This is a genomic window from Beduini massiliensis, from assembly GCF_000829905.1.
Lineage (GTDB): Bacteria > Bacillota_I > Bacilli_A > Erysipelotrichales > Coprobacillaceae > Beduini > Beduini massiliensis.
In genome coordinates, this window is sequence record NZ_CDPP01000003.1 from 308,592 (window position 1) to 332,410 (window position 23,819).

A 23,819-nucleotide genomic window follows, 5' to 3' on the forward strand; every position below is an offset into this window, starting at 1 on the left:
AAGAGAGTCGAAAGTGTATGTGCTGTTTTGACTCTCTTTTATAATTTGAATAAAAATCGTTGTTTCTGAATCGAGAAATAGCTTTTAATCATGTAAAATTCTTAGAGAAATAGAAATGATAACTTTATAAAGCAATAGAACTCTCTTACAAGAAAAAGTGATTTTAAATACAAATCAACATTTTTTGAGTTTTGTGTGGTTCAGTTTAATGATTCTTTCAATTAAAATAAACTTGTATTAAGAAAGAGGAGGAGTTTTAAATGAATACAAACAAAATTTATGCTGAACATATTGCAAATGAATATTCGGTAAAGAAAGAATCAAAGGTTGTAGCATTAAAAAAATAGACAGAAAGGCAAAATTACCATCTGAGATATTTGCTTATTCCTTTGGGATAATTGCCTCACTTGTTTTTGGTTTAGGCATGTGTTTATCAATGAATATAATCGGTAATGGTAATTTCTTTTTATTAGGTTTGGTCATCGGAGTTCTAGGTTTAATTGGGGCAGGAATCAATTATCCAATTTATAAAAAAATATTAAATAATAGTAAAAATAAATATGCCAGTGATATAATGAGATTAGCAAAAGAAATATCAGAAGAATAATGAAGAAAGGTGCAGTGTGACGATGAATAAAAACGAAAGCAAATATTTTAACACTGCTATTTTAATGGATGAAGCACTTATAAGTTTACTTTATCAAAAAAATATTGAATACATTACAATTAAGGAGATTTGTGAAAAGGCGGGTGTAAATAGATCCACTTTTTACCTTCATTATGAAACTATAAATGATTTATTGAACGAAACTTTAGAATATATTAACAATAAATTTATAAATCATTTTAAAAGTATCCATTCTATTCCAATTGAAAATATTGACTTTATTCTAATAGAATCATTGGATTTTATTAAAGAAGACTATTTAGAGCCGTATTTATCCTTTATTCAAGAGAATAAAATTATATTTAAGGCATCTTTTAGCAATTCAATCGAGATGAAAATACAAGAAAAATATAGAAGTTTAGAAAAATACTTATTAAATCCTATATTGAAAAGATATGATGTTCCAGAAAATAAAAGAAAGTATATAAATAGTTTCTACATACAAGGAATAATAGGAATTGTAAAGCAATGGATTGAACATGAGTGTGAAGATGATATAAAGGATATTATTGACATCATCATTCAGTGTGTTAAAAAATAACGTAATATATTTATGTTATTTTTTTATATAAAAATGAGTCTGATTTTATCAGTATTCAATAATAAAAAAGATTTACTAAAAGAAGATTCAAATTATAAAAATAGAATGATCGTATTGTGTATGGTATGAATACTTAAAATAAAAAAACTTATGAACTTTTTACAGTCCATAAGTTATTTCTTAATTGGAGCGGGTGATGGGAATCGAACCCACGTAGTCAGCTTGGAAGGCTGAAGTTCTACCATTGAACTACACCCGCATCTCATATGGTGCCCAGGGCCGGAGTCGAACCGGCACGGATTTTAAGGTCCGCAGGATTTTAAGTCCTGTGCGTCTACCAATTTCGCCACCTGGGCGTTCTTTTTTATATGAAATGGTGACCCGCAGGCGACTCGAACGCCTGACCCTCTGATTAAAAGTCAGATGCTCTACCGACTGAGCTAGCGGGTCAAATTTATATTGGCTGGGCCACCTGGATTCGAACCAGGGGAATGACAGAGTCAAAGTCTGTTGCCTTACCGCTTGGCTATGGCCCAATAAAAAAATGGTGGGGAGGGACGGATTCGAACCATCGAACCTAAAGGAACTGAGTTACAGTCAGCCGCGTTTGGCCACTTCGCTACCTCCCCAAGAAATATGGTGCCGACTAAAGGACTTGAACCCTCAACCTACTGATTACAAGTCAGTTGCTCTACCAATTGAGCTAAGTCGGCAAAAAAATGGTGGAGGTTAACGGGCTCGAACCGCTGACCCTCTGCTTGTAAGGCAGATGCTCTCCCAACTGAGCTAAACCTCCAATTTCTAGTGCCCATTTATAATACCATAGCTTTTTTTATACGTCAATAATATTTTGCTAATTTTTAGTAGCAAATGATAAGTTTTTTTATAAAATGAAAAGCGATCTTATCAACAGACAGACCGCTTCAACTTTTAAATAAATTATGCCCCAGGTTTTCCTAATAATTTAAACATGTTCTTTTTATAAACTTCTACACCTGGCTGATTGAATGGATTTACTCCTAATAAATAAACGGATAAAGCACATGCTTTTTCAAAGAAGTAAACCATATATCCGAATGAATAAGGTGTCATTTCATCAAGCGTTACTAAGATGTTTGGTACATTTCCTGTATTAGAATGAGCATCAATAGTTCCTTCAGCTGCTTTTTTATTTACATAATCCACTGATTTTCCTGCTAAATAATTTAAGTTATCTAAATTATCTGCATCTTCAGGAATAGTAATGTCAGAAATTGGTTTTGTTACTTGTAATACAGTTTCAAATAATACTTTTGATCCTTCTTGGATAAATTGTCCTAATGAATGTAAGTCTGTTGAGAAGGTTGCAGAAGTAGGCAGTACCCCTTTGTTTTCTTTTCCTTCTGATTCACCGAATAATTGTTTCCACCATTCAGCAAGCATTGCATATTGCAGCTCATAAGTGACGAACATTTCTGCTGGGTATCCTTGGTTGTTCAGCATTTGTCTGGCAACACCGTATTTATAGCAGTCATTTGTCGCTAAATCAGGATTGTTGTAATCTTCTCTCGCTTTTGCTGCTCCTTCTAACATAGCTTCAATATCAATACCGGCAACAGCGATTGGGAATAGACCAACGGCAGTTAAAACAGAATAACGTCCACCGATATCATCTGGGATTGTATAAGTTTCATAGCCTTCATTATCAGCTAATGTTTTTAAAGCGCCTTTTTCTTTATCTGTTGTTGCGATGATACGTGTTTTTGCTTCTTCTTTTCCGTATCTCTTTTCTGCTAACTCTTTAAAAATTCTAAAAGCAATAGAAGTTTCAGTGGTTGTACCAGATTTTGAGATACAGTTGATAGCGAATTCTTTATCTTTAATAAATTCGACAACTTGAGCAATATAATTTGATGAGAATGTATTTCCAACATAAATAATTTTTACTTTATTTGTTGGATAGATTCCATTTAATGCTTCAATTGCAGCTCTTGCACCTAAATAAGAACCACCGATTCCGCAAACTAATAAGACATCTACTTTTTCAATGATTTCTTTACTTTTTGCTTTAATTCTTGCTACTTCGTCTTTATCATAATTCACTGGCCAGTCTAACCAGCCTAAGAAATCATTTCCTTTACCGGTTTTTTCATGAATCATGGTGTGTAGTTCTTTTACTTTATCACTGTATGATAAAATATCTTGATCTAACTTCGCATTTTCTAAGTTCAATTTAATCATGTGTTTTTTCCTCCAGTTTCATTAGTTCCTCTGTTATCCAAATAGGCAACATTTCTTTTAAGGGTTCAAAACCTTTTGGGGTCTCGCGAATTTGCTTCCTTTGATTTTTGTAACTGAGACGACGTTCGCGACGCTTCGATTTACTATCGATAGCTTTGAGACTCAGCTTAGCCTGATTGGTTGTGTTATCAATATCGATGACCTTCACTCGAACTTTTTCACCCTTATGAACAAAATTCTCAATATCTTTAACAAATCCTTCAGAAATTTCTGAAATATGAATCAATCCAGTCAGGTGATTAGACAATGTTGCAAAAGCGCCATAAGGCTGTACACCGGTAATGGTAACTTCTACAATATCGCCGATTTTAATCATTTTCATGATTATCCCCCCACTCCTAGCTATTATAGCATATAATTCTTTAAATGCATTAAAAATATGTTATAATATGAAAGAAATATTAAGCATATTGAAAAGGTGGTTAGAAATAAATTATGGAAAATTTAGAACAAAATATTATTAATGTTATTACTAAAATTCGCCCCTATTTACAGCATGACGGAGGGGATATTGAGTTTGTTCGATTTGCAGATGGTATCGTTTATGTGAAAATGCTTGGAGCTTGTGCAGGGTGCTCGATGATTGATGAAACATTAAAAGACGGGGTAGAGCAAATCCTGATTGAAGAAGTTCCAGGAGTTGTCGAAGTCGTAGCGGTTTAATGGAAAAGAACGAATCTATTACAGCTTTATTAGTCGATTGTGTAAATATAACGTATGATCTGCAAACACAAGAGTTGAAAAAGACAGTATTTTCGAATTTATCTGTTTCCGAAGTCCATGTGTTAGAGGCGGTTTCTTTAGAATTGAAGCCAACGATGACGAATGTGGCAAATCGTCTGCGCATTACGATAGGGTCTTTAACAACAGCAATCAATAAGCTGATTGAAAAAAAGATGGTGATGCGCTCACGTTCTGATGCGGATAAAAGAGTGGTCTATTTGGTATTAACATCAGATGGGAAAAAAGCAGTGGATGTACATAATGAAATTCATGCTAGCATTGATAAAATTGTGATGGATTGCATACCGGAGGAAAAAATGCAGTGGGTATGTGATACGATCAAGGAAATAAGCAGTCGAATGCAAAAAATGGCAAAATAAATTGCGATAAAGATGATACATTTTGTCTGTTAAAACATGTTAAAATAATAAAGTAGAAAATTATTTCTGCTTTTTATTTTACTTTAATTGTATTAAAGCTTGATTTATTCAGGGCTTTTAGTTATAATCAATTGCGTTGAGTTGGAAGTATAGTTTTGACATATTTCGCCAAAATATATTGAGGTGAAAAATATGGAGGACGAATACTTAAAAAAATTAATGGAAGTGTACAAGAGCGTTCATCTGTCTGATGATGTGATTGAAGCATTGGTCCATAATAAGGATAATTCAACTAAATATTGACAAGTAAAATAAAGCTCTTATTAAGAACCACTAGATGAGGATCGATAATGTGGTGGCAACCCTTTTGAAGAAGAAGGTGCCGTACCTAAGCGAGGTGAACTCGAACAATAAGAGGAAAATCTTTAGTATATAAAGCTTTCCTCTAGGAGGCTTTTTTATTTGCAGTAGAAAATAAGAATGGGGGAAAGACAAATGAGTGAAAAAATTTTATTTACATCGGAGTCTGTATCGATCGGACATCCTGATAAAGTGTGTGATCAAATTTCGGACGCTATTTTAGATGCGTGTTTAGCAGAAGATCCATACTCACGTGTTGCCTGTGAATGTTTTGCGACAACAAATCTGCTCATCATTGGTGGTGAAATTACAACAAACGCTGCGGTTGATTATGAAAAAGTGGCAAGAGATACACTAAAGAAAATCGGCTATACATCTGCGGATATCGGTATTGATGCCGATCATTGTGAAATTCGTGTGGTTTTAGATACGCAGTCTGCTGACATTGCTTTAGGAACCAATAAAGAAGTAGGCGGTGCCGGAGATCAAGGAATCATGTTTGGTTATGCGACAACGGAAACAGAGGGCTACATGCCTCTGGCTATTTCTATTGCTCATCAGTTAGTTCGTGTGGCGACAGAGAAACGTTTGGCAGGAGAATTTAAACATGCCCGTCCAGATATGAAATCTCAGGTAACAGTGGATTATACTGATCCTCAGAATATCAAAATCGATACGATTTTAATGTCTATTCAGCATGATGAAGATTATAATGAAAAGGAATTCAGAGATTACGTTAAGAATGAAATTATGATGTATGTTGTATCAAAATATGATATGAATCAGGATTTCCGTGTCATTATTAATCCGACTGGACGTTTTGTGATTGGGGGTCCGCACGGCGATACAGGGTTGACCGGAAGAAAGATTATTGTTGATACTTATGGTGGATATGCCCGTCACGGAGGCGGAGCTTTCAGTGGAAAAGATCCATCAAAAGTGGATCGTTCAGCGGCATATATGGCACGCTATATTGCAAAAAATATCGTGGCGGCTGGATTAGCCGAAAAAACAGAGATTCAACTTTCTTATGCGATTGGAGTGGCAGAGCCGACCTCTGTTTTTGTTGAGACATTTGGAACTGGAAAAGTGAGCCAGGAAGTTTTATTGAAAGCTATCAAAGAGAATTTTGATTTAACTCCAAATGGTATCATACATAGTTTGGATTTATTGCGTCCTATCTATTCAAAGACAGCAGCTTATGGTCATTTTGGTCGCGGAGACTTAAATCTGCCTTGGGAAAATTTAGATAAAGTGGAAGTTTTAAAGGCCTATTTATAGAGGTATCCGAAAGGATATCTCTTTATTTTTAAAACGCTTACATTAATTCATTTTTCTTCTCATTTTTGATGTAATCAAAAGCTAAGTAGTGTATAATAAAAGCATAGAAGGAGGGATTGTTATGAAAGTAATTGTAAGAGGAAAGAATATTGAAATTACTGAAGCAATCGAAAACAAAATCACTAAACAGCTGGCTAAATTGAATAAGTATTTCATCATCAGCGATGATGTGGAAGCAAAAGTATTAGCTAGAACCTATCCTTATGGTCAAAAGATAGAGGTGACTATTCCTACAGATTATGTGATCTTACGTGCAGAGGATGTGGATGATGACTTATATGCAGCAATTGATAAAGTCATCGAAAAAATTGAAGGACAAATCAGAAAACAAAAGACGAAATTAAGTCGAAGAAATAATAAACCAACATTTAATATGGAATCTATAGAAGATGTGGATGACAATGAAGAAGATGTTGTCGTTCGTACTAAAACCATTACACCTAAACCAATGGATTTAGAAGAAGCTATTATGCAAATGGAATTATTGGGACATAAATTCTATGTGTATAAAGATATTGAAACAGAATTGGTAAGTGTTGTATATGTTCGTCATGATGGCGGATATGGTCTTATTGAAACAGATGAATAAAAGAGGAGTGCCAGAAGGCACTTTTTCTTTAGCAAAAAAAGCGCTCTTACGAACGCTGATAACGCTGTCCTTGATAGGTATCCAAAGCTTTCATTCTTTTGGTAATATCATTTAAAATTGTAACTTTTTTAATAGACCAAAGCGGTCCGTAAAGTTCATCTTGTTTGCCATCACCGGTAAGACGCTGGATGACGATATGGGGAGGCAGTAATTCTAATTGATGAACAACTAAATCAATATAATCAGCTCGTTCCATAAAATTAATTTGATGAGCTTCCATATAGCGGGCAATACGACTGTTTTTTAATGCATAAAGCATATGAATCTTAATCCCTTGAATGTCTTGCTTAGCTAAATATTCTACGGTTTGAAGCATCATATTTGTGGTTTCAACAGGCAGTCCATTGATAATATGAACACAGACTGAGATATTATGCCTGCGCAGCTGATGCAGGGCTTTTTCAAATACGGGGAGAGAGTAGCCGCGGTTAAACCATTGTGCACTTTCTTCGTGGATTGTTTGCAGCCCTAATTCTATCCATAAATCGGTACGTTGATTTAAGTCGGCTAAATATTCGATGATTTCATCATTTAAACAATCCGGACGAGTCGCGATGTCGATTCCTACGACATCTTTTTTGTTGACGAAAGGTTCAAATGTCTCTTTAAGCTTTTCTACCGACCCATAAGTATTGGAATTGGCTTGGAAATAAGCAATATATTTGCAGTCAGGCCATTTTCTTTTCATCATCTGACTGACTTTTTCAAATTGCAGCTGCAGATTATCTTTTGGATCACCGGCAAAATCTCCAGAACCGCTGTCACTGCAAAATAAACAGCCGCCAACACCGGCAGTTCCATCGCGATTTGGACAAGTAAAATCTGCATTTAAAGAAATCTTAGCAATTTTCTGTTTATATTTTGTTTTTAAATAATAATTAAACGTATGATAACGTTTGTCATCTAAAGTATATTTGAAATTCATTTTATCACCGCAGTTATTATACCATGAATAGAGAGGAATACGTATGCTTTTACAATTATTTCATTTATCTTATCATTTAAAACAGACTTGTATATTAGAGGATATTGATTTGCAGTTTCATCATCCGGGAATCGTTTTGATTACAGGTCCATCCGGAAGCGGAAAATCCACTTTGCTGCATCTGATTGGCGGATTGATTATGCCTAGTCAAGGGGAAGTGGTGGTGCAGGGAATCTCCTATAATAATGAATATCGCTGTGATAAAGATCGGATACATCAAAATGATGTATCTTTTATTTTTCAAGGATACCATTTAATTGAAGCAATGAGTGTAGAAGATAACTTAAAGCTTTTTGGATTTGAGGAAGACCGGATTAAGAGGGTATTGAAAAAAGTGGAGATGGAAGAATTTATGAAGACACTTGTTCATCATCTTTCGGGTGGACAAAAGCAGCGCATTGCCATTGCCAGAGTTCTTTTGATTCGACCTAAAATTATTTTAGCGGATGAACCAACAGCGGCTCTGGATCAAAAAACAGCTAAGCTGATTCACTCTCTATTTGTGGACTTGTCTAAAGATACGTTGATTATTGTTGTTAGTCATGATACACAGCTGTTTAATGAAGGGATACAGCGTAAAATACAATTGGTAAATGGCAGGGTTATATCCGACGAAGAATTTGAAAAGCCAACAGTAAAAGTGTGTTCTAATAGCCATTCATATACATTCGATAAGAAGAACTATTGGAATTATATCAAATGGAATTTGTATTCAAAAAGGGGAAAACTGATCGTAAGTCAGATATCACAATTACTCATGATTGCCATTATGATGCTTATTTTTTCGTTATCCGGTGGGGTATCTCGTTATTTGCAGACATTGCAGTCTTATTCTTTTACACAGAATGAATTGACGGTCTATAAAAATGCCGATCCTAATCAAACGATATCGAAGGAAGATATTGAGTCAATGGAAAAGTGGGAAGGGGTGCAAGGCACTGAGCGAAAACGGGAAGTTCTTAATTTGGAAAATGAGAACAAAGATATTCATTTTCAAATTGTACCTGATGTAGAGTTGGTGAAGTTTGCCGGAGAGGTGCCAAAAACTAAAGAAGAAGTCATTTTATCGTATGACCTAGCAAAAGAAATAGATCCGACATTAAAGGATGTTATCGGGAAAACGGTTCGTTATTTGTTCAATGAAAAAGAGGAAGAATTTATTGTATGTGGCTATGCTTTAGATCCACTGTCTTATAAAAGTGTTTATTTTTCTTCTTTGCTTGAAGATTCTATTCAATGGTATGAAGAAAAAGGAATGACCGTATTTTTTGAAGATTACAGCCATGTGAAAAAGACGATTGAAACGATGAAGCAACAGGCCACCTATACACTTAAAAATGATTTTTATGAATTTGAAACCAATGTTCAGACCCTTGTTTCAATGATTAATGCTGTTTTAGGTATATTTCTTTTGATCACGATGGCAATGAATGTACTTATGAGCTATTTATTGAATTATGCGGTTTTTTTGCAGAAAAGAAAAGAAATTACGATGCTGCGCGTCTATGGCATTTCACGTTGGCAAATAGGGAAACTTTATTTATATGAAGGGACGTTAATTAGTTTTACTACATTATTTGCTGGGAGTGTCTTTGGTTCGGGGATTATTTTCCTATTAAATCAATGTCTTCCAAAATGGATTGATCCTTCCTTAAATCATTTGCTTGTCATTCCGTATGATCAGACATTTATTCCTGAATTAAACTTGCCGATGTTTGTTTATATCATGATTTTAGGTATGTTATTGATGGTGAATGGGACGGCTATCTTCATTTCTTTGCTAAGGATTTTCAAAAAGGACACGGGGCAGATTTTGAGGGAGGATGATTTATGTTAGAGTTGGTGAATATCGCTAAGAAGCATCACGATCAGTGCATACTAGATGGCATTAATTTAAAAATAGAGGGTCCAGTCTTCATTGGTATCCATGGACGAAGTGGTGCTGGAAAGACCACTCTATTAAATATAATAGGTGGATTGGATGAAGATTATCAGGGGATTGTTAAATTTAATGGGGTGAACATCAAAAAGAATCGACAACAATATCGTCTGCATTATGTCTGCAACTTGTACCAGCAAGTGGCGTTATTATCAAAATGGTCAGTAAAAAATAATCTCAATTTGTATTCTTATTTTTCTCATCGGCAAAGCCCGCTTGATGAAAAAGAACTTTTAGATAAGTTGAATATGAGGGAAATCAAGGTTAAATGCTGTGGTCAGCTTTCAGGTGGTCAGCAGCAGCGATTAGCACTTGTTCGCGGTTTAAAAAAAGATCCGGCAATTATTTTGTGTGATGAACCAACAAGTGCTCTTGATCAGGAAAATGCAGTGAATATGATGAAGCTTTTAAAAGAATTTTCCCAAAAAGCAATAGTCATTATGGTCAGTCATGATGTTCATTTATTGAGTCAATACTGTGATCGTGTTTTGTATTTACATGAAGGACGATTAGATCAAAGCCTTGTTGCGTCTAATTATCGTCTATCACCGATGAAAAAAAGAAGAAAGAGACGTGTCCTTATCGATTATTATCAGTTATTGAAGGAAAGTTATAAAAGCCAAAAAGAACGACATCTGTTATCTGTTTTTGCGGTGATGTTCGGTACCGTCTGTTTAATGCTGACATTGGTTGTGAGTTATGGTTTAAAACAGGAATCTTTTAAGGAAATTAAAAAACTTTTTCCGACTCAGTGTATTAGCCTGAAGTTTAAAGATCGCCATTGGTTAGATATTAAAGATGCCGCTACATTAATGGAAGCAAACGAACATATTCAGGGGGCTTATTTGAATCTTCCTTATGTAGATTTTTTGGGCATTGGCAAAGATAGCGGAGAAATTTTGTTTATTGGTGATAATACGCGATGTGCACATGACGATTTACGTCTCCTTTTTGGGAGAATGCCTGAAAAGGAAAATGAGATCATGCTGTCTAAAAATACCTATGAACGACTGTTTGGGGAAACAATGGGTGAAAAAACGGTTTACGGATATTATCAATATGAAAATCAGGAAAAACGTTATGGCATGCAAGTGGTAGGAATTGTTGATGAATATACAAGTATGGATACGATTTATCGGCGTAGTTTAGACGAATTGAAAATTATTGAAAATTTATTTAATCTGTCAAATGTGACAGGAGACTATTTAATGTTGTATAGTGATGGGGCTATTGAAGAACTGCTTACGTTTTATCGACATCAATTTCCGGAGTATGAGTATAAAGAAGTGGGAGCGGATATCAGTGATCAGATGATGGGGATTTTAAAGAAAGTCAGTTATTTTCTTTATGGGATTACAGGGGTAATGCTGGTGACTATTTTTCTGCTTTTAGGAATGACGGTCTATTTGAATATAACGGAAAAAATGAAAGAAATTGGTTTGTTCAGAATGATAGGTGCTTCTAGCCGCCAGATTCTATCTTTACAAGGACTGGATATCTTGATTATAAGTTTGGCAGGTGGAATAGGCGGGGTGATTTTTGTTCAGTTGCTTTTGTCTCAGGGAAGTCAGTTGCTTATTGAAACTTTAGGATTTACAGTGATTAAAGCAATTCCGACATTGTGGTCAGCAGGAGTCGTGCTTTTCATGGGTAGTCTGGGAATTTTAAGCGGCTTTTTACCTATGCATTTGCTGTCAAGGCTTAGTCTGTTGGATTGTTTAAAAGATCAAGGGTATTAATTTATGCTTAAATACAGCGACAATAATAAATTTTGTTGATTTTAAGAAGCAGTTATGCTATTCTTTAATAGAATTAAAATCTATGATCAGGAGTAGTAGTTTTGCGGTTTTAGTAGAGAGTCGATGGGTGGTGAAAATCGATAAAATCAAAAGATGAACTCGCCTGTGAGATGTATCTATGAATCAGTAGTAGATAACGTGAGTCTGCGTTAATGAATTGAGTGCACATGATTGATGTGAACTAAGGTGGTATCGCGATCAAAGTCGTCCTTAGAGGATGGCTTTTTTTATTTAGGAGGGAAAGAAAATGGCTTTTGATCACAGTACGATTGAAAAAAAATGGCAGCATTATTGGGAACAAAATAAAACATTTAAAACAGATACATTTGATTTAAGCAAACCCAAATACTATGCGTTGGATATGTTCCCATATCCATCTGGAAAAGGATTGCATGTTGGGCATCCGGAAGGATATACGGCAACGGATATTATCGCAAGAATGAAAAGAATGCAGGGATTTAATGTCTTGCATCCAATGGGATTTGATTCTTTTGGATTGCCGGCAGAGCAGTTTGCAATTACAACAGGAAATCATCCGGCTGAATTTACAACGAATAATATCAATACATTTAGAACTCAGATTAAATCATTAGGTTTTTCTTATGACTGGGATCGTGAAATTGCGACGTCTAATCAAGACTATTATAAATGGACACAATGGATCTTTACTAAACTTTATGATATGGGATTAGCATATATTGATGAAATTCCCGTGAACTGGTGTCCTGAATTAAAAGCGGTTTTAGCGAATGAAGAAGTGATTGATGGCAAGTCAGAACGTGGTGGGTTCCCGGTCATCAGAAAACCGATGCGTCAATGGGTACTGCGTATTACGGAATATGCAGAACGTTTGTTGGAGGATCTTGAAGATTTAGATTGGCCAGAACCGACAAAACAGATGCAGCGCAACTGGATTGGGAAGTCAAGCGGTGCTAATGTACAGTTTAAAATTACTGGAACAAATAAAGAATTCACTGTATTTACAACGCGTCCGGATACTTTGTTTGGGGCAACATACTGTGTTTTATCACCGGAACACCCGTTCGTAGATGAAATTACCAGTGAAAATCAAAAAGCAGCGGTAGCCGCATATAAAGAATCTATCGCTAGTAAATCTGATTTAGAAAGAACGGAGTTATCTAAAGAAAAAACGGGAGTATTTACAGGAGCATATGCCATAAATCCGGTAAATGGAAAAGAAATTCCAATTTGGATTGCAGACTATGTTTTGGCCAGTTATGGAACCGGTGCAATCATGGCTGTACCGGCACATGATGAACGTGATTATGAGTTTGCGAAAAAATTTGGAATTGAAATTATTCCGGTACTTGAAGGCGGAAATATTGAAGAAGCTGCTTTTACAGAAGATGGACTGCATATCAATTCAGAATTCTTAAATGGGTTAAACAAAGAAGAAGGAATCAAAACCATGATTGCATGGTTAAATGAGCATCATTGCGGTGAAGCCAAAATTACTTATAAATTAAGAGATTGGTTATTTTCAAGACAGCGTTATTGGGGAGAACCTATCCCTATTATTTATAAACCGGATGGTACAATGATCACAGTTCCGGTAGAAGAATTACCACTTGAATTGCCTGCAACCAATAACTTTAAGCCTAGTGATGACGGAGAATCTCCTTTAGCCCATTGTGATGATTGGCTGTATGTTGAAATTGATGGTCAAAAATGTCGTCGTGAAACGAATACAATGCCTCAATGGGCTGGATCATGCTGGTACTATATCCGTTATATTGATCCACATAATGATCAGGCAATTTGCGATCCTAGCATCATTAATGAATGGCTCCCGGTAGATTTATATGTAGGTGGAGCGGAACATGCGGTATTACACTTGCTTTATTCTCGTTTTTGGCATAAAGTTCTTTATGATTGCGGTGTTGTCAGCAGCAAAGAACCTTATCAACGTCTGTTCCATCAAGGTATGATCTTGGGCAACAACGGAGAGAAAATGTCAAAATCAAAAGGAAACGTCATTAATCCGGATGATATCGTAGAAAGTCATGGGGCAGATGCTTTAAGACTTTATGAAATGTTCATGGGACCTTTAGAGGCTTCTTTGCCCTGGTCAACAAACGGGTTGGATGGTGCTAGAAAGTGGCTGGATCGTGTTTATCGTTTATTTATTGAACAAGATAAATTGTCTGACCACAATGATGGTTCATTAGATAAAATCTATCATCGTACAGTTAAGAAAGTAACCGATGACTATAATACATTAGGGTTTAATACGGCGATTAGTCAAATGATGATTTTTATTAATGAAGCGTATAAATCAGAAACAGTGTATCGTCCATATGCTGAATCATTGATTAAGATGCTTTCATGTATCGCTCCTCATATTTGTGAGGAAATGTGGCAACAACTTGGACATACAGAATCTATTTCATATGCAGAATGGCCAACTTATGATGAAAAAATGTTGGTTGATGATGAAGTAGAAATTGCAATCCAAGTCAATGGAAAGCTTCGAGCAAAGATGACGGTCGCTAAAGATGAAGACGATGAAAAAGTAAAAGCAGATGCATTGGCACAGGAAAATGTCAAAGCACATATCGAAGGCAAGATTGTTGTGAAAGTAATCGTCGTTAAAAATAAGATCGTGAATGTAGTGATACGATAAAGAAGAGGAGATGTCAAAAAATATTGGCATCTTTTTCTGCTTTTTTATGTATTTAAAAGTTGATAGCAATTTTTAATTGTGCTATACTTTATGTGTACCGTTGGAAGGCTTGGGTAATGCCCTAATCCAAATATTCCATTTACGGGATTGAGAGTGGTATACCATTCTTTTTTTTTGGAGGTAAATACATTGTCACAACAAGATAATATACCGATTAATTTAGAAGAACAAATTAATTGGATGAAGAAGTATGTCAATTTCAGACAAAATAAAAAAATGAGAGAATATTTGAAGTGTGTGGGTTATTTTCGAGCTAGTAGATATGGCAAATATTTATTATCACATACAACGCAGTTAGGAAGAAAACCTGATCATAATTTGCTTTTTAACTTATATCGTTTGGATATAGAGTTGCGCAAATTATTTTTTGAATACTGTCAATATATAGAAATACAGACAAGAACTTATATATCTGATTTTATATCATTAGAGTTGAATAATGAATTATTTTATTTAGATGTCAATTCTTATACTCCATCTAAATCGGAGAAAAGTAAAATAAAAAAGCAAAAGAATCAACGTTATTTTCAAACTATGTTTAAAGATTTATTAAAAAGAGAAGGGGAAATAAGAAAAAATCAAAAAAAATATCCAGAATTAGCTGAATATCGCAAAGGTGGTATTAGAACGAATCAAAAATTACCATGTTGGGTATATTTCTCATATGCTGATTTTGGTAATATTTGTTTAATGTATTCGTATTTGAATATGAAATATAAGAAGATGGTATTAGATAAAGGTTATATAGGTAGGACTCATTCAAAGACGGATGTTGAGCAATATGTTACATGGTTAGATGCAATTAAAAATTTAAGGAATATATGTTGTCATCATAATATCTTGATTGGGAGAACATCTTCAATAGTTATAGAAGATAGGATTGATAATGGACTGCTTTTTTCAAATTCTGATTTATTCTCTAGAGTATATGCGTTGAATAAATTATTACATGATAAGGAAAGAACAGAATTTAAAGTTGCACTTAGTAAAATACTTTTAAGAAGTAAAGTAGATTGGAAATTACTTGAAATCTTACCGTCAGATTGGGAAAGTAAATATGACAAAATACACAAACTATAAATGATATAATTTCAATTGTATGCTATAATATATGTAGATAAAGTAGCATATAACCGTTGGAAGGCTAGGGTTGTGCCATAATCCAAATATTCCATTTGCGGGAAGCAGCAAACTACAAGTTTGCTGCTTTTGTCATATATTCTTTATAATTCTGTAAAACTTAATGTTTCAATTGGTGTAAAAATTGGTATAGTCACCATTCTAAAATAAAAAACGCCTTATTTTCAATGCTTTTTTGGAATTGACAATAATTTTGTCAATGTAGTGATACGATAAAGAAGAGGAGATGTTAGCAAAAAAGGCTGACATCTTTTTTTAGTTGAAAAAGGGACAGCTTTTTTAATAATATGCTGTGATATATTTAGGTGAAGCCGCAATAAGCTGTTAGATGGTCAGAGTGTATCGTATCCAAAATATTTCATTTTCTGCTTTTGTTAATGCATGTGATAGAATGCATGGTACTATATGTTAGGTGTGAATATGACTTTATAATTTGCTCTTTAACAAAGTGAAATGTTTTTATTATGTTATATTTTAAAATATATAACATAATGCTGGCAAATAGAAAGTTACTGTATTCAGTCATGAAGTTTTGGTAAGAAAAGCAAGGCTTTATCTATATTTTTGAAATCATTGAAAATGTATTTGCAAATATTGATTATAATACTTCAGTAAAACCTGAATGTTAATACGCGTTGCTTGTGGCAACAGGCAATTCAACATACAATATTGTCAGAAGATAAAAAGGAGGACATTTGCAATGTTAAATGAAAACATTAAAGCGATCAGAAAAGCAAAAGGACTTTCACAGCAAGAACTTGCGATTAAATTGAATGTAGTACGACAAACAATATCGAAATGGGAACAAGGATTATCAGTTCCTGATTCCGATATGTTGATTTCCATATCAGAGGTTTTGGAAACGTCAGTCAGCACTCTGCTTGGGGAAACGGTTGTCGAAACACAGGTCGATGATTTAAAAGCAATTTCAGAAAAATTGGAGGTTATAAATTTACAGCTCGCACAAAAAAAGGCGGTAAGACGAAAAATGATTCAAGGATTACTTCTTACCCTGTGTGCGGTTACAGTCATAATTTTAATACTCTTAATTACGTTAAATAGTCCTTATTTAACTTGGAATTATAATGATCCCGAAACTGCAGTTTTAGGTGTCGGGTTTCATATGTTTGAATGGGTATTTGTTAGGTTAGCACCGATTGTTCTTATTGGTGCAATAGCAGGGATTTTCTTGACAAGGAAAAAAATGTAACGATTATCTGTTTTATAGTATCGGTCAAACTTGTAAAATTAATTATACAACTTCATGTATACAAAAAAGATCAGTCAATTATAGAGTTGACTGGTTTTCTTTTTAATAATCATTGAAAATATTATTTACAAAATACATATTATTTTAAACATAAATTGTAAATGACATTTTATTTTCGCCACTAAGTATTTTTAATATCCTTTAGATTTAATAAGATGAAACTATAAAAATTAAAGGAGGAGATTCTTAGTGAACAATAGACATCAACAAGATGCAAAGCATTTACATGAAAATGGATATAACTGTGCTCAAGCTTTTTTGTGTACGTATAAAAATGAACTATCAATAGATGAAAAAACATTATTTCAGTTTGCAGAAGGATTAGGGAGAGGCGTTGCCGGATTAGAAGAAATGTGCTGCATTCCCATTATAATGGCAATGATTATCTCTTATTTAGAAACGAGTGATGCTAATCTGGAAGCCCCGAAATCAAAATTAAAGAGCTATGCTTGTGCAAAATGTTTAGCAATGGATTTTAAAGAGAAAATAGGATTATTAAAATGTCAGGAAATATTAGAAGAAAACAAAAAAAGAAGTGATCGCTGTTGTACAGACGTCATTCAATTAGGGATAAAAATTTTAGATGAATGTTTGAGGGAAGAGAACTAATATGAAAGATACATTGGCAAATCAAAAAATATCAAAATTGCTATATTCGTTAGCGGTACCGGCGATTTGTGCTCAAATTGTTTCCCTATTATACAATATGGTAGACCGTATTTATATTGGGCGATTACCTGATGGTAATTTAGCAATGGCAGCCATCGGGATCTGTGTCCCTTTAACAACAATCATTAACGCTTTCAATGGGTTATTCGGACGTGGGGGTGCCCCTTTAAGTTCGATTCGCTTAGGCGAGGAAGACTATGAAGAAGCCGATCATATTTTATCAAATAGTTTCATGTCTTTAATCGTATCTTCGCTTGTTATAACGCTTATTGTTTTCATTTTTCAAGAACCCATTCTCTATTTGTTTGGGGCAAGTCAAGAAACTATCCCTTATGCGAAAAACTATATTATGATTTATGCTTTAGGTACTATTTTTATACAGCTCACAGTAGGGCTCAATTATTTTATTAATACACAAGGGTTTACAAAATATGGGATGGCCACTATTCTTTTAGGTGCCGGGCTTAACATTATTTTAGATCCAATCTTTATTTTTTATTTCGATATGGGAGTTACGGGCGCTGCGTTGGCAACGGTTCTGGCGCAAAGTGTATCTTGTTTTTGGGTATTGCATTTCTTCTTTGGTAAAAAAACCATTTTACATATTCGCAAACATTATTTAAAACCAAAGTGGAGAATTATGAAACAAATTTTATCATTAGGAGCTTCACCTTGCTTTATGTCAGCTACCGAAGGATTATTAACAATATCGTTTAATCAGCAGCTATTAAAATTCGGAGGAAATCTTGCTATTAGTTCCATGACGATTATGACCTCCATGTTTCAGTTTATTCTTTTGCCTGTGGAAGGGATTGCTCAGGGCAGCCAGCCGATCATTTCTTTTAATTATGGAGCTAAAAATTATGAGCGTGTCAAACATACAATCTCTTTAGCCATGAAAGTCGCTTTAACCTATACGCTCATTGCCACGTTGACAATGGAAATTGTACCCCAATTTTTTGTCGGACTTTTTACATCTTCACCAGAATTATTGGATTTGGGATCGAAAATGCTAAGAGTTTATATCTTTGGTGCCTGTGTTTTGGGAATAAATTCAACTTGTCAACAAACCTATAATTCTATGGGAGAAGGTAAAAAATCATTTTTCTTTGCTTTTTATCGAAAAATTATTTTATTAATTCCATTAATTTTTATCTTACCGACATTTATATCCAATCAAATGATGGCAGTCGTATTAGCGGAACCTATTTCGGATTTATTAACGACGGGGACAAACTTTTTATACTTTAGAAAATTTGTCCGTAACAAATTAGAGAACCAAAATAATACGTAAATGTTATTTACAAAAATAAATATAAATAAGAGTCAAATTGTAAATGATATACCGTTTATCATTTCAAGGATTGAACAGGTGAACTATTTCATTTAATTTAAAACATGGAGGTAGGAACTATGGAAAAAGAAACATTTATGAAATTAAATAAGAAAAGAATATTCCCGCATTTTATGGAACGATTTAAGAACAGTTATCTCAGTTATTTCTTAATGTATAACTTTTATTATTTATCATGGGCATTATTCTCATCATTTATATCCGTTTATTTACTTGACAAAGGATTTAGACCAAGTGATGTTTCACTGGTTGTCTCTGCATCCTTTTTAGCGTCAATGATTTTTCAACCGATAATAGGGATATTAAGTGATCGATTCAGCCTAAAACTTATCAATACGATATTATTTGCTTTAGCCGGTCTAGGAGGTATTTACTTTGTAAATGCCACCCGGTTGATTGAACTGATTATCGGGTACAGTTTTGTCTTAACACTTATTAACGGAACAAATCCAATTATGGAAAGAATTGCAACCACAAGTCCCTATCCCTATGGACGTATCAGAATATGGGGAACGATTGGATATGCACTAGGATCTCAGCTTGCAGGATTGATCTATGATTTTGTTTCTCCATCAGCAATATTTGTTACTTTTGTATTTACGATGGCTATTTCAATCATCGGCTTGCTTGGAACAAGTCCTCATACAAAAGTAACCGAAAAAGATGAAAATGAACATCAAGATCATAGCTTCTTTAAAGCCATACTTACAAACAAGAAATATATATATTATTTACTTATTTCAGCGATCTTTTTTGGAGTTACGAATATGGGACATACATTTACGCCTGCTTATTTTCAATCAGAAGGTCTGAATATCTCCACGGTTTCAATTATTTTATCACTGGCAGTTGTTTGTGAAGCGCCTATAGTATTGCTCTCTTATAAATTTATGGATAAGATTGCCAATAAAAAATTGATGATTTTAGCTTTTTGCATGGTCATCACGTTGTATTCCATTTACGCATTTAATCTTTGGCTGCCTTTACAAGTCATTGCTACTTTTATCGTTAAGCATCCAGCTGGAATGCTATTTATTATGATTAACTTAAAAGTGGTCAATACATTGGTCGATGCAAAATATCAAATTACGGCATTGGCTTTCGTTCAAACATGTCGTAACCTCTCATCTGTAATTTTCCAAAATATTGGGGGTCAAATTCTCAATGTCACCACCTATCAAAACATGTTTTTATGTGCCTTAGGTGTCATTACGATTGGCTTGATTATGACAGTCTTATTTAAAATTCCCGCAGGTAATGATAAGGGATTATTTAATTAATGCTGTAAAAGGATTAGTATTTTAATGAAAAAAGGTTCAAGGATAAAACTTGAACCTTTAGTCTTCTTTAAGACCTTCTGCAATGATTGTATTGTCTATTGAACGAGTAATTTCAATACGATTTGATATTTTTAATTTGTAATCAAGATTAGCTTGATAATTTAATGAAAACAAACAAGAATAAAGTGTATTTAAAACTATAGAAATCGATTCTAAAGAAACAAAGCCACCTATTTTAGAGTATGATTTTTCTCTTGTGGAAATATGCAATGTTACATTAGCCATATCCGATAAACGATTATTTCCAACACTTGTAATGGCTATAATAGGGACATTGTTTTCTTTTAGGGTTGTCGCAACTTGTAAGATATGGGGTGTTTCTCCTGAATAAGAAATACAAATGGCACATTCTGTTGTTTCCATCATTGCTGCATCATGGAACATGAGATCTTGTACAAGAGCAATACTTGCTTTCTTTTGAATGCGATTTAATTTGAAAACAAATTCTTCACCAACATAATTTAAATTTGATATGGCAAAGACTCTTACCTCTTTACAACGTCTTAATATCTGAACAGCTTTTTGTAAGGCATCATGCTGCATAAGAGACAGAGTATCTTTGGCGCTTTCGGCATGCAAATTGGCAATTTTACTGGCAATAGTCATGATGGTGTCTTGATTCGTAAAGGGAAAGTTCGGATCAATATCCTGAAAGTGCTTATTTATGTAATCCACTTCTTCAAGATATGCCATTTTAAAATCATTCCAACCATTAAAACCTAATTTCTTTGATATCCTAATGAGAGTAGACGGTGAAGTGTATGTTTCATCGGCAATCATTTTGGTGGAATAGTCTTTTATTTCGTGTTGCTTTTCTAAAATATAATCTACGTTAATCCTTTCACTGTTAGAAAAAGGATAATTCATCATGCGTTCTTTTAATAACATGCGCTATCACCTCGTTTTTATTATATAAAATCTAAATCCTATTTACAAATTAAATCAAGAACAGTAACGAAATGTTAAGGATAATAAAGGAATGTATCGATAAAGTTTGCCTATTTTATTGAGAATTAATTATGAATAGAAAAAGACCGATTAAAATCGAGAAGCTTAAAAAAGCGATGAATGTTGCCTCCAAACATAGAATTTGTAAATCGCGTTTACAAGGGGATTGTCAAAACTAAAATAAAGTGTAAACGTTATTTCATTAGCCTCATTCCATATTATATTCGGTGATTTTTTATGATAATCTTCTTCATGATAAACAGTGGATATCGCAGGTATTGAGGAAAAAAGGAAGATAATCCACTTTGAATGGAGGGGAAAGAAAGATGAAAAAAGGATATATCTATTTATTATTGACGGCTTTATTTTGGAGCTTTGCAGGAATCTGTATTCGCTTTAACAATCAGTCGGCTCTTTTGATCAGCGTGACGAATGCCGGAATTGGAATAAGCTTTAATCTAATCTTTAATCATCAGAAGGTAAAATGGAATAAGACTATACTATTTGCTAGTTTTTGCCAGTTTATAATGGGAATAACGTTCATTTGTGCAAATCAGCTAACGACAGTTGGGAATGCAATCATTTTACAATATACATCCATGATTTTTGTTTTAATCTACCAGTGTATTGATAAAAGAAAATTACCGAAACTGCAGCAAATTGGAATTATATTTATGGTTATTCTGGGAATGATCTTATTTTTCTTTGACTCTATTTCCTTTAAGGGGATGTTAGGGAACATAATAGCGATCCTATCGGGGGCATTTTATGGTTTGCAATTCTATGTCAATACGAAAGAGAAAGCCGATCCATATTCTTCAATGATCATTAGTTTTATTTTCTCATTGCTTCTTATTGGTTTCGTGATTAAGGATTTCAGAAACGTTACAACCGTTGAATGGACAGCAATGGCGGGAAGCGGATTGATATGTGCCGGACTGGGAAGTTTATGTTTTGCCAGAGGGATTGTGAGGGTCAATGCGTTTACTGCTAATATTATTTGTATGTTGGAAATCGTGTTTGCTCCTATATGGGCATATCTCATATTTCAAGAAGTCCTTGGACCAATGTCTTTCATCGGTGCTATCGTCATGGTGACAGGAATAGTAGGTCATTTATATTTAGAAAATAAGAAAATTAAAAAGAAATCAGCAAAGTATGATATCTCTTTGAATCAGGTTGAATAACTATAAACAGAATGAAGACAGAGTCTTTTTATTAGAAAGTTTATGTTTTATTTTGAATACTTACCTGATGTGTTAAGAAGAAAATGAGAGAACTTTAAGTGAACATTATCAAGAGTGGGAATACTCAATGTTGTAAACATCGTTTCAAAAAAATGATAAGATGTCACAATCAATTTGTAAATATGATTGGTAAGTTGAAGAAGCAAATTTACATTTTCTATTCGATAGGTGATAATCATGCCAAGTTCAATAAAAAGGAGGTGATATTGATATGATCGGTACAATTGCAGCAATATTAACAACATTGTCTTTCTTACCTCAAGCTTATCAAGTTATTAAAACAAAAGATACTTCTGGTATTTCACTTGGGATGTATACAATGTTTGTGATCGGTGTCTTTTTATGGATGATTCATGGGTGGAACATTCAGGATTATAATCTAATTGGCGCAAATGCAATTACTTTTGTTTTTGCATCCATAATTTTAACCTATAAAATTAAATATAAATAAATGCAGCATTTTATTATTTTAGATGTTTCTAATATGGCCTGATTCTTCCGAAAATCTCTATATTTTGATTTTCGATTGGAGCTGGCAAATTGACTCCGAAAGATGAAGATTTGTTTTACATTTTTTCTTTATTATATAAAAGTATTCTTGTTTGGAACGGGCAATGCAAGAGCATCACTCAAACAGATGAAAGGAGCATATCAATATGAGTTCTAAAAAAATTATTTTTTTTGATATCGATGGGACTATTTTCTCACCATCTTCTAAAAAGATTTCCAGTGCAGTGAAAAAGACTATTAAAAAGACGATGCTGCAAGGACATCTTTGTTTTATTTCAACAGGCCGTCCATTTGCATATGTGAATTCGGAGATTAAAGAGCTTGGATTTGATGGTTATATCTTGGCAAGTGGAACACATGTTCAGTATAGAAATAAAAACTTAAAAATCCACGCTATTGAGTCACAGGTTATCAATGAGCTCTTTCAGTTATTAAAAAATAATCAAATAGAATATATTGCGCATTCACCCTATGACAGTTATATCCATCAAAATTTTATACATGCATCAGATTTATATAAAAATAACAAACAATATTTAAAGATCAGCACCGATGCTGTAGAAAAAGACATCATGAATGACATTGTGAAACTGGAAATACACTATGGCAATAAGCAAAATTTTAAACTATTAAAACCCTATCTGAATTTATTATCTTATGAAGTTTACGAGGAAATAAACAGTATTGATTTTTTCAAGAAAGGAAATTCAAAAGCCCTTGCTGTTAAGGAAATTTTGAATCAAGTAGGGGGATCGTTAGAAGATACTTATTGCTTTGGCGATGGGGAAAATGATATTGAAATGTTTGACCTCATTGCTTATCCGATTGCAATGGGAAATGCAATTCCGGAATTAAAAAATAAAGCAAAGGATGTTTGCAAAAGTGTCGATGATAATGGGGTGGCTGATAAACTAGAAGAATTATTTAATTTATAGTGGTCTATCTATTATTAGATAATGAAGCAATCGTTTCG

The 23,819-nt window shown here is 33.9% G+C and carries 21 protein-coding genes, 7 tRNA genes, 1 riboswitch and 1 other annotated feature; of the genes, 17 read left to right on the forward strand and 11 right to left on the reverse strand.

The window, feature by feature from the left end:
- Nucleotides 1-436 precede the first annotated feature (436 nt).
- Together BN1225_RS14905 and BN1225_RS03220 are read left to right on the forward strand one after the other, a co-directional pair.
- On the forward strand, nt 437-607 hold the full coding sequence (locus tag BN1225_RS14905) for a hypothetical protein (protein ID WP_242857686.1): 171 nt from the start codon (nt 437-439) through the stop codon (nt 605-607).
- A 22-nt stretch (nt 608-629) separates the two neighbouring features.
- Nucleotides 630-1,208 carry a TetR/AcrR family transcriptional regulator gene (locus BN1225_RS03220; RefSeq protein WP_041138362.1) on the forward strand — a complete coding sequence of 193 codons (579 nt, stop codon included), beginning with the start codon at nt 630-632 and terminating at the stop codon, nt 1,206-1,208.
- Between the two features lie 185 nt (nt 1,209-1,393).
- On the opposite strand, the gene BN1225_RS03225 is transcribed toward BN1225_RS03220, so the two are convergent.
- The 9 genes from BN1225_RS03225 to BN1225_RS03265 form a co-directional block, all read right to left on the reverse strand.
- A tRNA-Gly gene (locus BN1225_RS03225) sits at nt 1,394-1,467 on the reverse strand.
- Between the two features lie 8 nt (nt 1,468-1,475).
- Nucleotides 1,476-1,564: transfer RNA gene (locus tag BN1225_RS03230), tRNA-Leu, on the reverse strand.
- Nucleotides 1,565-1,582: 18 nt separating this feature from the next.
- A tRNA-Lys gene (locus BN1225_RS03235) sits at nt 1,583-1,658 on the reverse strand.
- 10 nt (nt 1,659-1,668) lie between these two features.
- Nucleotides 1,669-1,744 (reverse strand) — tRNA-Gln (locus BN1225_RS03240).
- A gap of 9 nt (nt 1,745-1,753) precedes the next feature.
- Nucleotides 1,754-1,837, reverse strand: a tRNA-Tyr gene (locus BN1225_RS03245).
- An 8-nt stretch (nt 1,838-1,845) separates the two neighbouring features.
- Nucleotides 1,846-1,921, reverse strand: a tRNA-Thr gene (locus BN1225_RS03250).
- A gap of 7 nt (nt 1,922-1,928) precedes the next feature.
- Nucleotides 1,929-2,004: transfer RNA gene (locus BN1225_RS03255), tRNA-Val, on the reverse strand.
- Between the two features lie 143 nt (nt 2,005-2,147).
- Nucleotides 2,148-3,428 carry a glucose-6-phosphate isomerase gene (locus BN1225_RS03260; RefSeq protein ID WP_041138363.1) on the reverse strand — a complete coding sequence of 427 codons (1,281 nt, stop codon included), beginning with the start codon at nt 3,426-3,428 and terminating at the stop codon, nt 2,148-2,150.
- Nucleotides 3,421-3,810: a CvfD/Ygs/GSP13 family RNA-binding post-transcriptional regulator gene (locus tag BN1225_RS03265; RefSeq protein ID WP_041138364.1), complete on the reverse strand. Its 390-nt coding sequence runs from the start codon at nt 3,808-3,810 to the stop codon at nt 3,421-3,423. The genes BN1225_RS03260 and BN1225_RS03265 overlap by 8 nt, the downstream gene beginning before the upstream one ends.
- A gap of 113 nt (nt 3,811-3,923) precedes the next feature.
- Between BN1225_RS03265 and BN1225_RS03270 the strand changes: the two genes are divergently transcribed.
- From BN1225_RS03270 to hpf, 4 genes are all read left to right on the forward strand, one after another.
- Complete coding sequence (locus BN1225_RS03270) at nt 3,924-4,151, forward strand: NifU family protein (RefSeq protein WP_041138365.1); 228 nt, start codon at nt 3,924-3,926, stop codon at nt 4,149-4,151.
- Nucleotides 4,151-4,591 carry a MarR family winged helix-turn-helix transcriptional regulator gene (locus BN1225_RS03275; RefSeq protein ID WP_041138366.1) on the forward strand — a complete coding sequence of 147 codons (441 nt, stop codon included), beginning with the start codon at nt 4,151-4,153 and terminating at the stop codon, nt 4,589-4,591. Before BN1225_RS03270 ends, BN1225_RS03275 begins: the two co-directional genes overlap by 1 nt.
- Before the next feature lie 317 nt (nt 4,592-4,908).
- Nucleotides 4,909-5,008, forward strand: a riboswitch (SAM riboswitch).
- A 78-nt stretch (nt 5,009-5,086) separates the two neighbouring features.
- Nucleotides 5,087-6,232, forward strand: coding sequence for a methionine adenosyltransferase (metK, locus tag BN1225_RS03280; protein WP_082029267.1), 1,146 nt, complete (start codon nt 5,087-5,089; stop codon nt 6,230-6,232).
- Nucleotides 6,233-6,353: 121 nt separating this feature from the next.
- Entirely contained in the window at nt 6,354-6,881 is a 528-nt protein-coding gene (hpf, locus tag BN1225_RS03285; RefSeq protein ID WP_041138368.1) for a ribosome hibernation-promoting factor, HPF/YfiA family, read from the forward strand.
- Between the two features lie 46 nt (nt 6,882-6,927).
- Here hpf and BN1225_RS03290 read toward each other — a convergent pair whose 3' ends face one another.
- Nucleotides 6,928-7,866: a tRNA modification radical SAM protein MnmL/YtqA gene (locus tag BN1225_RS03290; RefSeq protein WP_041138369.1), complete on the reverse strand. Its 939-nt coding sequence runs from the start codon at nt 7,864-7,866 to the stop codon at nt 6,928-6,930.
- Nucleotides 7,867-7,909: 43 nt separating this feature from the next.
- Here BN1225_RS03290 and BN1225_RS03295 point away from each other — a divergent pair, with 43 nt between their 5' ends.
- The 8 genes from BN1225_RS03295 to BN1225_RS03330 all read left to right on the forward strand — a co-directional run bounded on the left by BN1225_RS03295 (nt 7,910) and on the right by BN1225_RS03330 (nt 20,081).
- Nucleotides 7,910-9,763, forward strand: coding sequence for an ATP-binding cassette domain-containing protein (locus BN1225_RS03295; protein ID WP_041138370.1), 1,854 nt, complete (start codon nt 7,910-7,912; stop codon nt 9,761-9,763).
- Nucleotides 9,757-11,604, forward strand: coding sequence for an ATP-binding cassette domain-containing protein (locus BN1225_RS03300; protein WP_041138371.1), 1,848 nt, complete (start codon nt 9,757-9,759; stop codon nt 11,602-11,604). Before BN1225_RS03295 ends, BN1225_RS03300 begins: the two co-directional genes overlap by 7 nt.
- A gap of 73 nt (nt 11,605-11,677) precedes the next feature.
- Nucleotides 11,678-11,879, forward strand: a binding site (T-box leader).
- Between the two features lie 32 nt (nt 11,880-11,911).
- The gene (leuS, locus tag BN1225_RS03305) at nt 11,912-14,308 is read left to right on the forward strand and encodes a leucine--tRNA ligase (RefSeq protein ID WP_041138372.1); all 2,397 of its coding nucleotides are present in this window, start codon (nt 11,912-11,914) and stop codon (nt 14,306-14,308) included.
- Between the two features lie 189 nt (nt 14,309-14,497).
- A complete protein-coding gene (locus tag BN1225_RS03310) occupies nt 14,498-15,448 on the forward strand; it encodes an Abi family protein (RefSeq protein ID WP_041138373.1) in 951 nt (316 codons plus the stop codon).
- 760 nt (nt 15,449-16,208) lie between these two features.
- Nucleotides 16,209-16,718 (forward strand): helix-turn-helix domain-containing protein, encoded by a 510-nt coding sequence (locus BN1225_RS03315; RefSeq protein WP_041138374.1) that lies wholly within the window; start codon nt 16,209-16,211, stop codon nt 16,716-16,718.
- A gap of 249 nt (nt 16,719-16,967) precedes the next feature.
- A complete protein-coding gene (locus BN1225_RS13995) occupies nt 16,968-17,387 on the forward strand; it encodes a C-GCAxxG-C-C family protein (protein ID WP_052466285.1) in 420 nt (139 codons plus the stop codon).
- 1 nt (nt 17,388) lies between these two features.
- A complete protein-coding gene (locus BN1225_RS03325; RefSeq protein WP_041138375.1) occupies nt 17,389-18,741 on the forward strand; it encodes an MATE family efflux transporter in 1,353 nt (450 codons plus the stop codon).
- Between the two features lie 119 nt (nt 18,742-18,860).
- Nucleotides 18,861-20,081: an MFS transporter gene (locus tag BN1225_RS03330; protein ID WP_197066527.1), complete on the forward strand. Its 1,221-nt coding sequence runs from the start codon at nt 18,861-18,863 to the stop codon at nt 20,079-20,081.
- A 57-nt stretch (nt 20,082-20,138) separates the two neighbouring features.
- Here the strand turns inward: BN1225_RS03330 and BN1225_RS03335 are convergent, their stop codons facing one another.
- Nucleotides 20,139-21,029, reverse strand: a complete 891-nt coding sequence (locus tag BN1225_RS03335) for a MurR/RpiR family transcriptional regulator (RefSeq protein ID WP_041138376.1) — start codon at nt 21,027-21,029, stop codon at nt 20,139-20,141.
- A 386-nt stretch (nt 21,030-21,415) separates the two neighbouring features.
- Between BN1225_RS03335 and BN1225_RS03340 the strand changes: the two genes are divergently transcribed.
- From BN1225_RS03340 to BN1225_RS03350, 3 genes are all read left to right on the forward strand, one after another.
- Complete coding sequence (locus BN1225_RS03340) at nt 21,416-22,276, forward strand: DMT family transporter (protein WP_041138377.1); 861 nt, start codon at nt 21,416-21,418, stop codon at nt 22,274-22,276.
- 271 nt (nt 22,277-22,547) lie between these two features.
- The gene (locus BN1225_RS03345; RefSeq protein ID WP_041138378.1) at nt 22,548-22,787 is read left to right on the forward strand and encodes a SemiSWEET transporter; all 240 of its coding nucleotides are present in this window, start codon (nt 22,548-22,550) and stop codon (nt 22,785-22,787) included.
- A 205-nt stretch (nt 22,788-22,992) separates the two neighbouring features.
- Nucleotides 22,993-23,781: a Cof-type HAD-IIB family hydrolase gene (locus BN1225_RS03350; protein ID WP_041138379.1), complete on the forward strand. Its 789-nt coding sequence runs from the start codon at nt 22,993-22,995 to the stop codon at nt 23,779-23,781.
- Nucleotides 23,782-23,819: the final 38 nt, after the last annotated feature.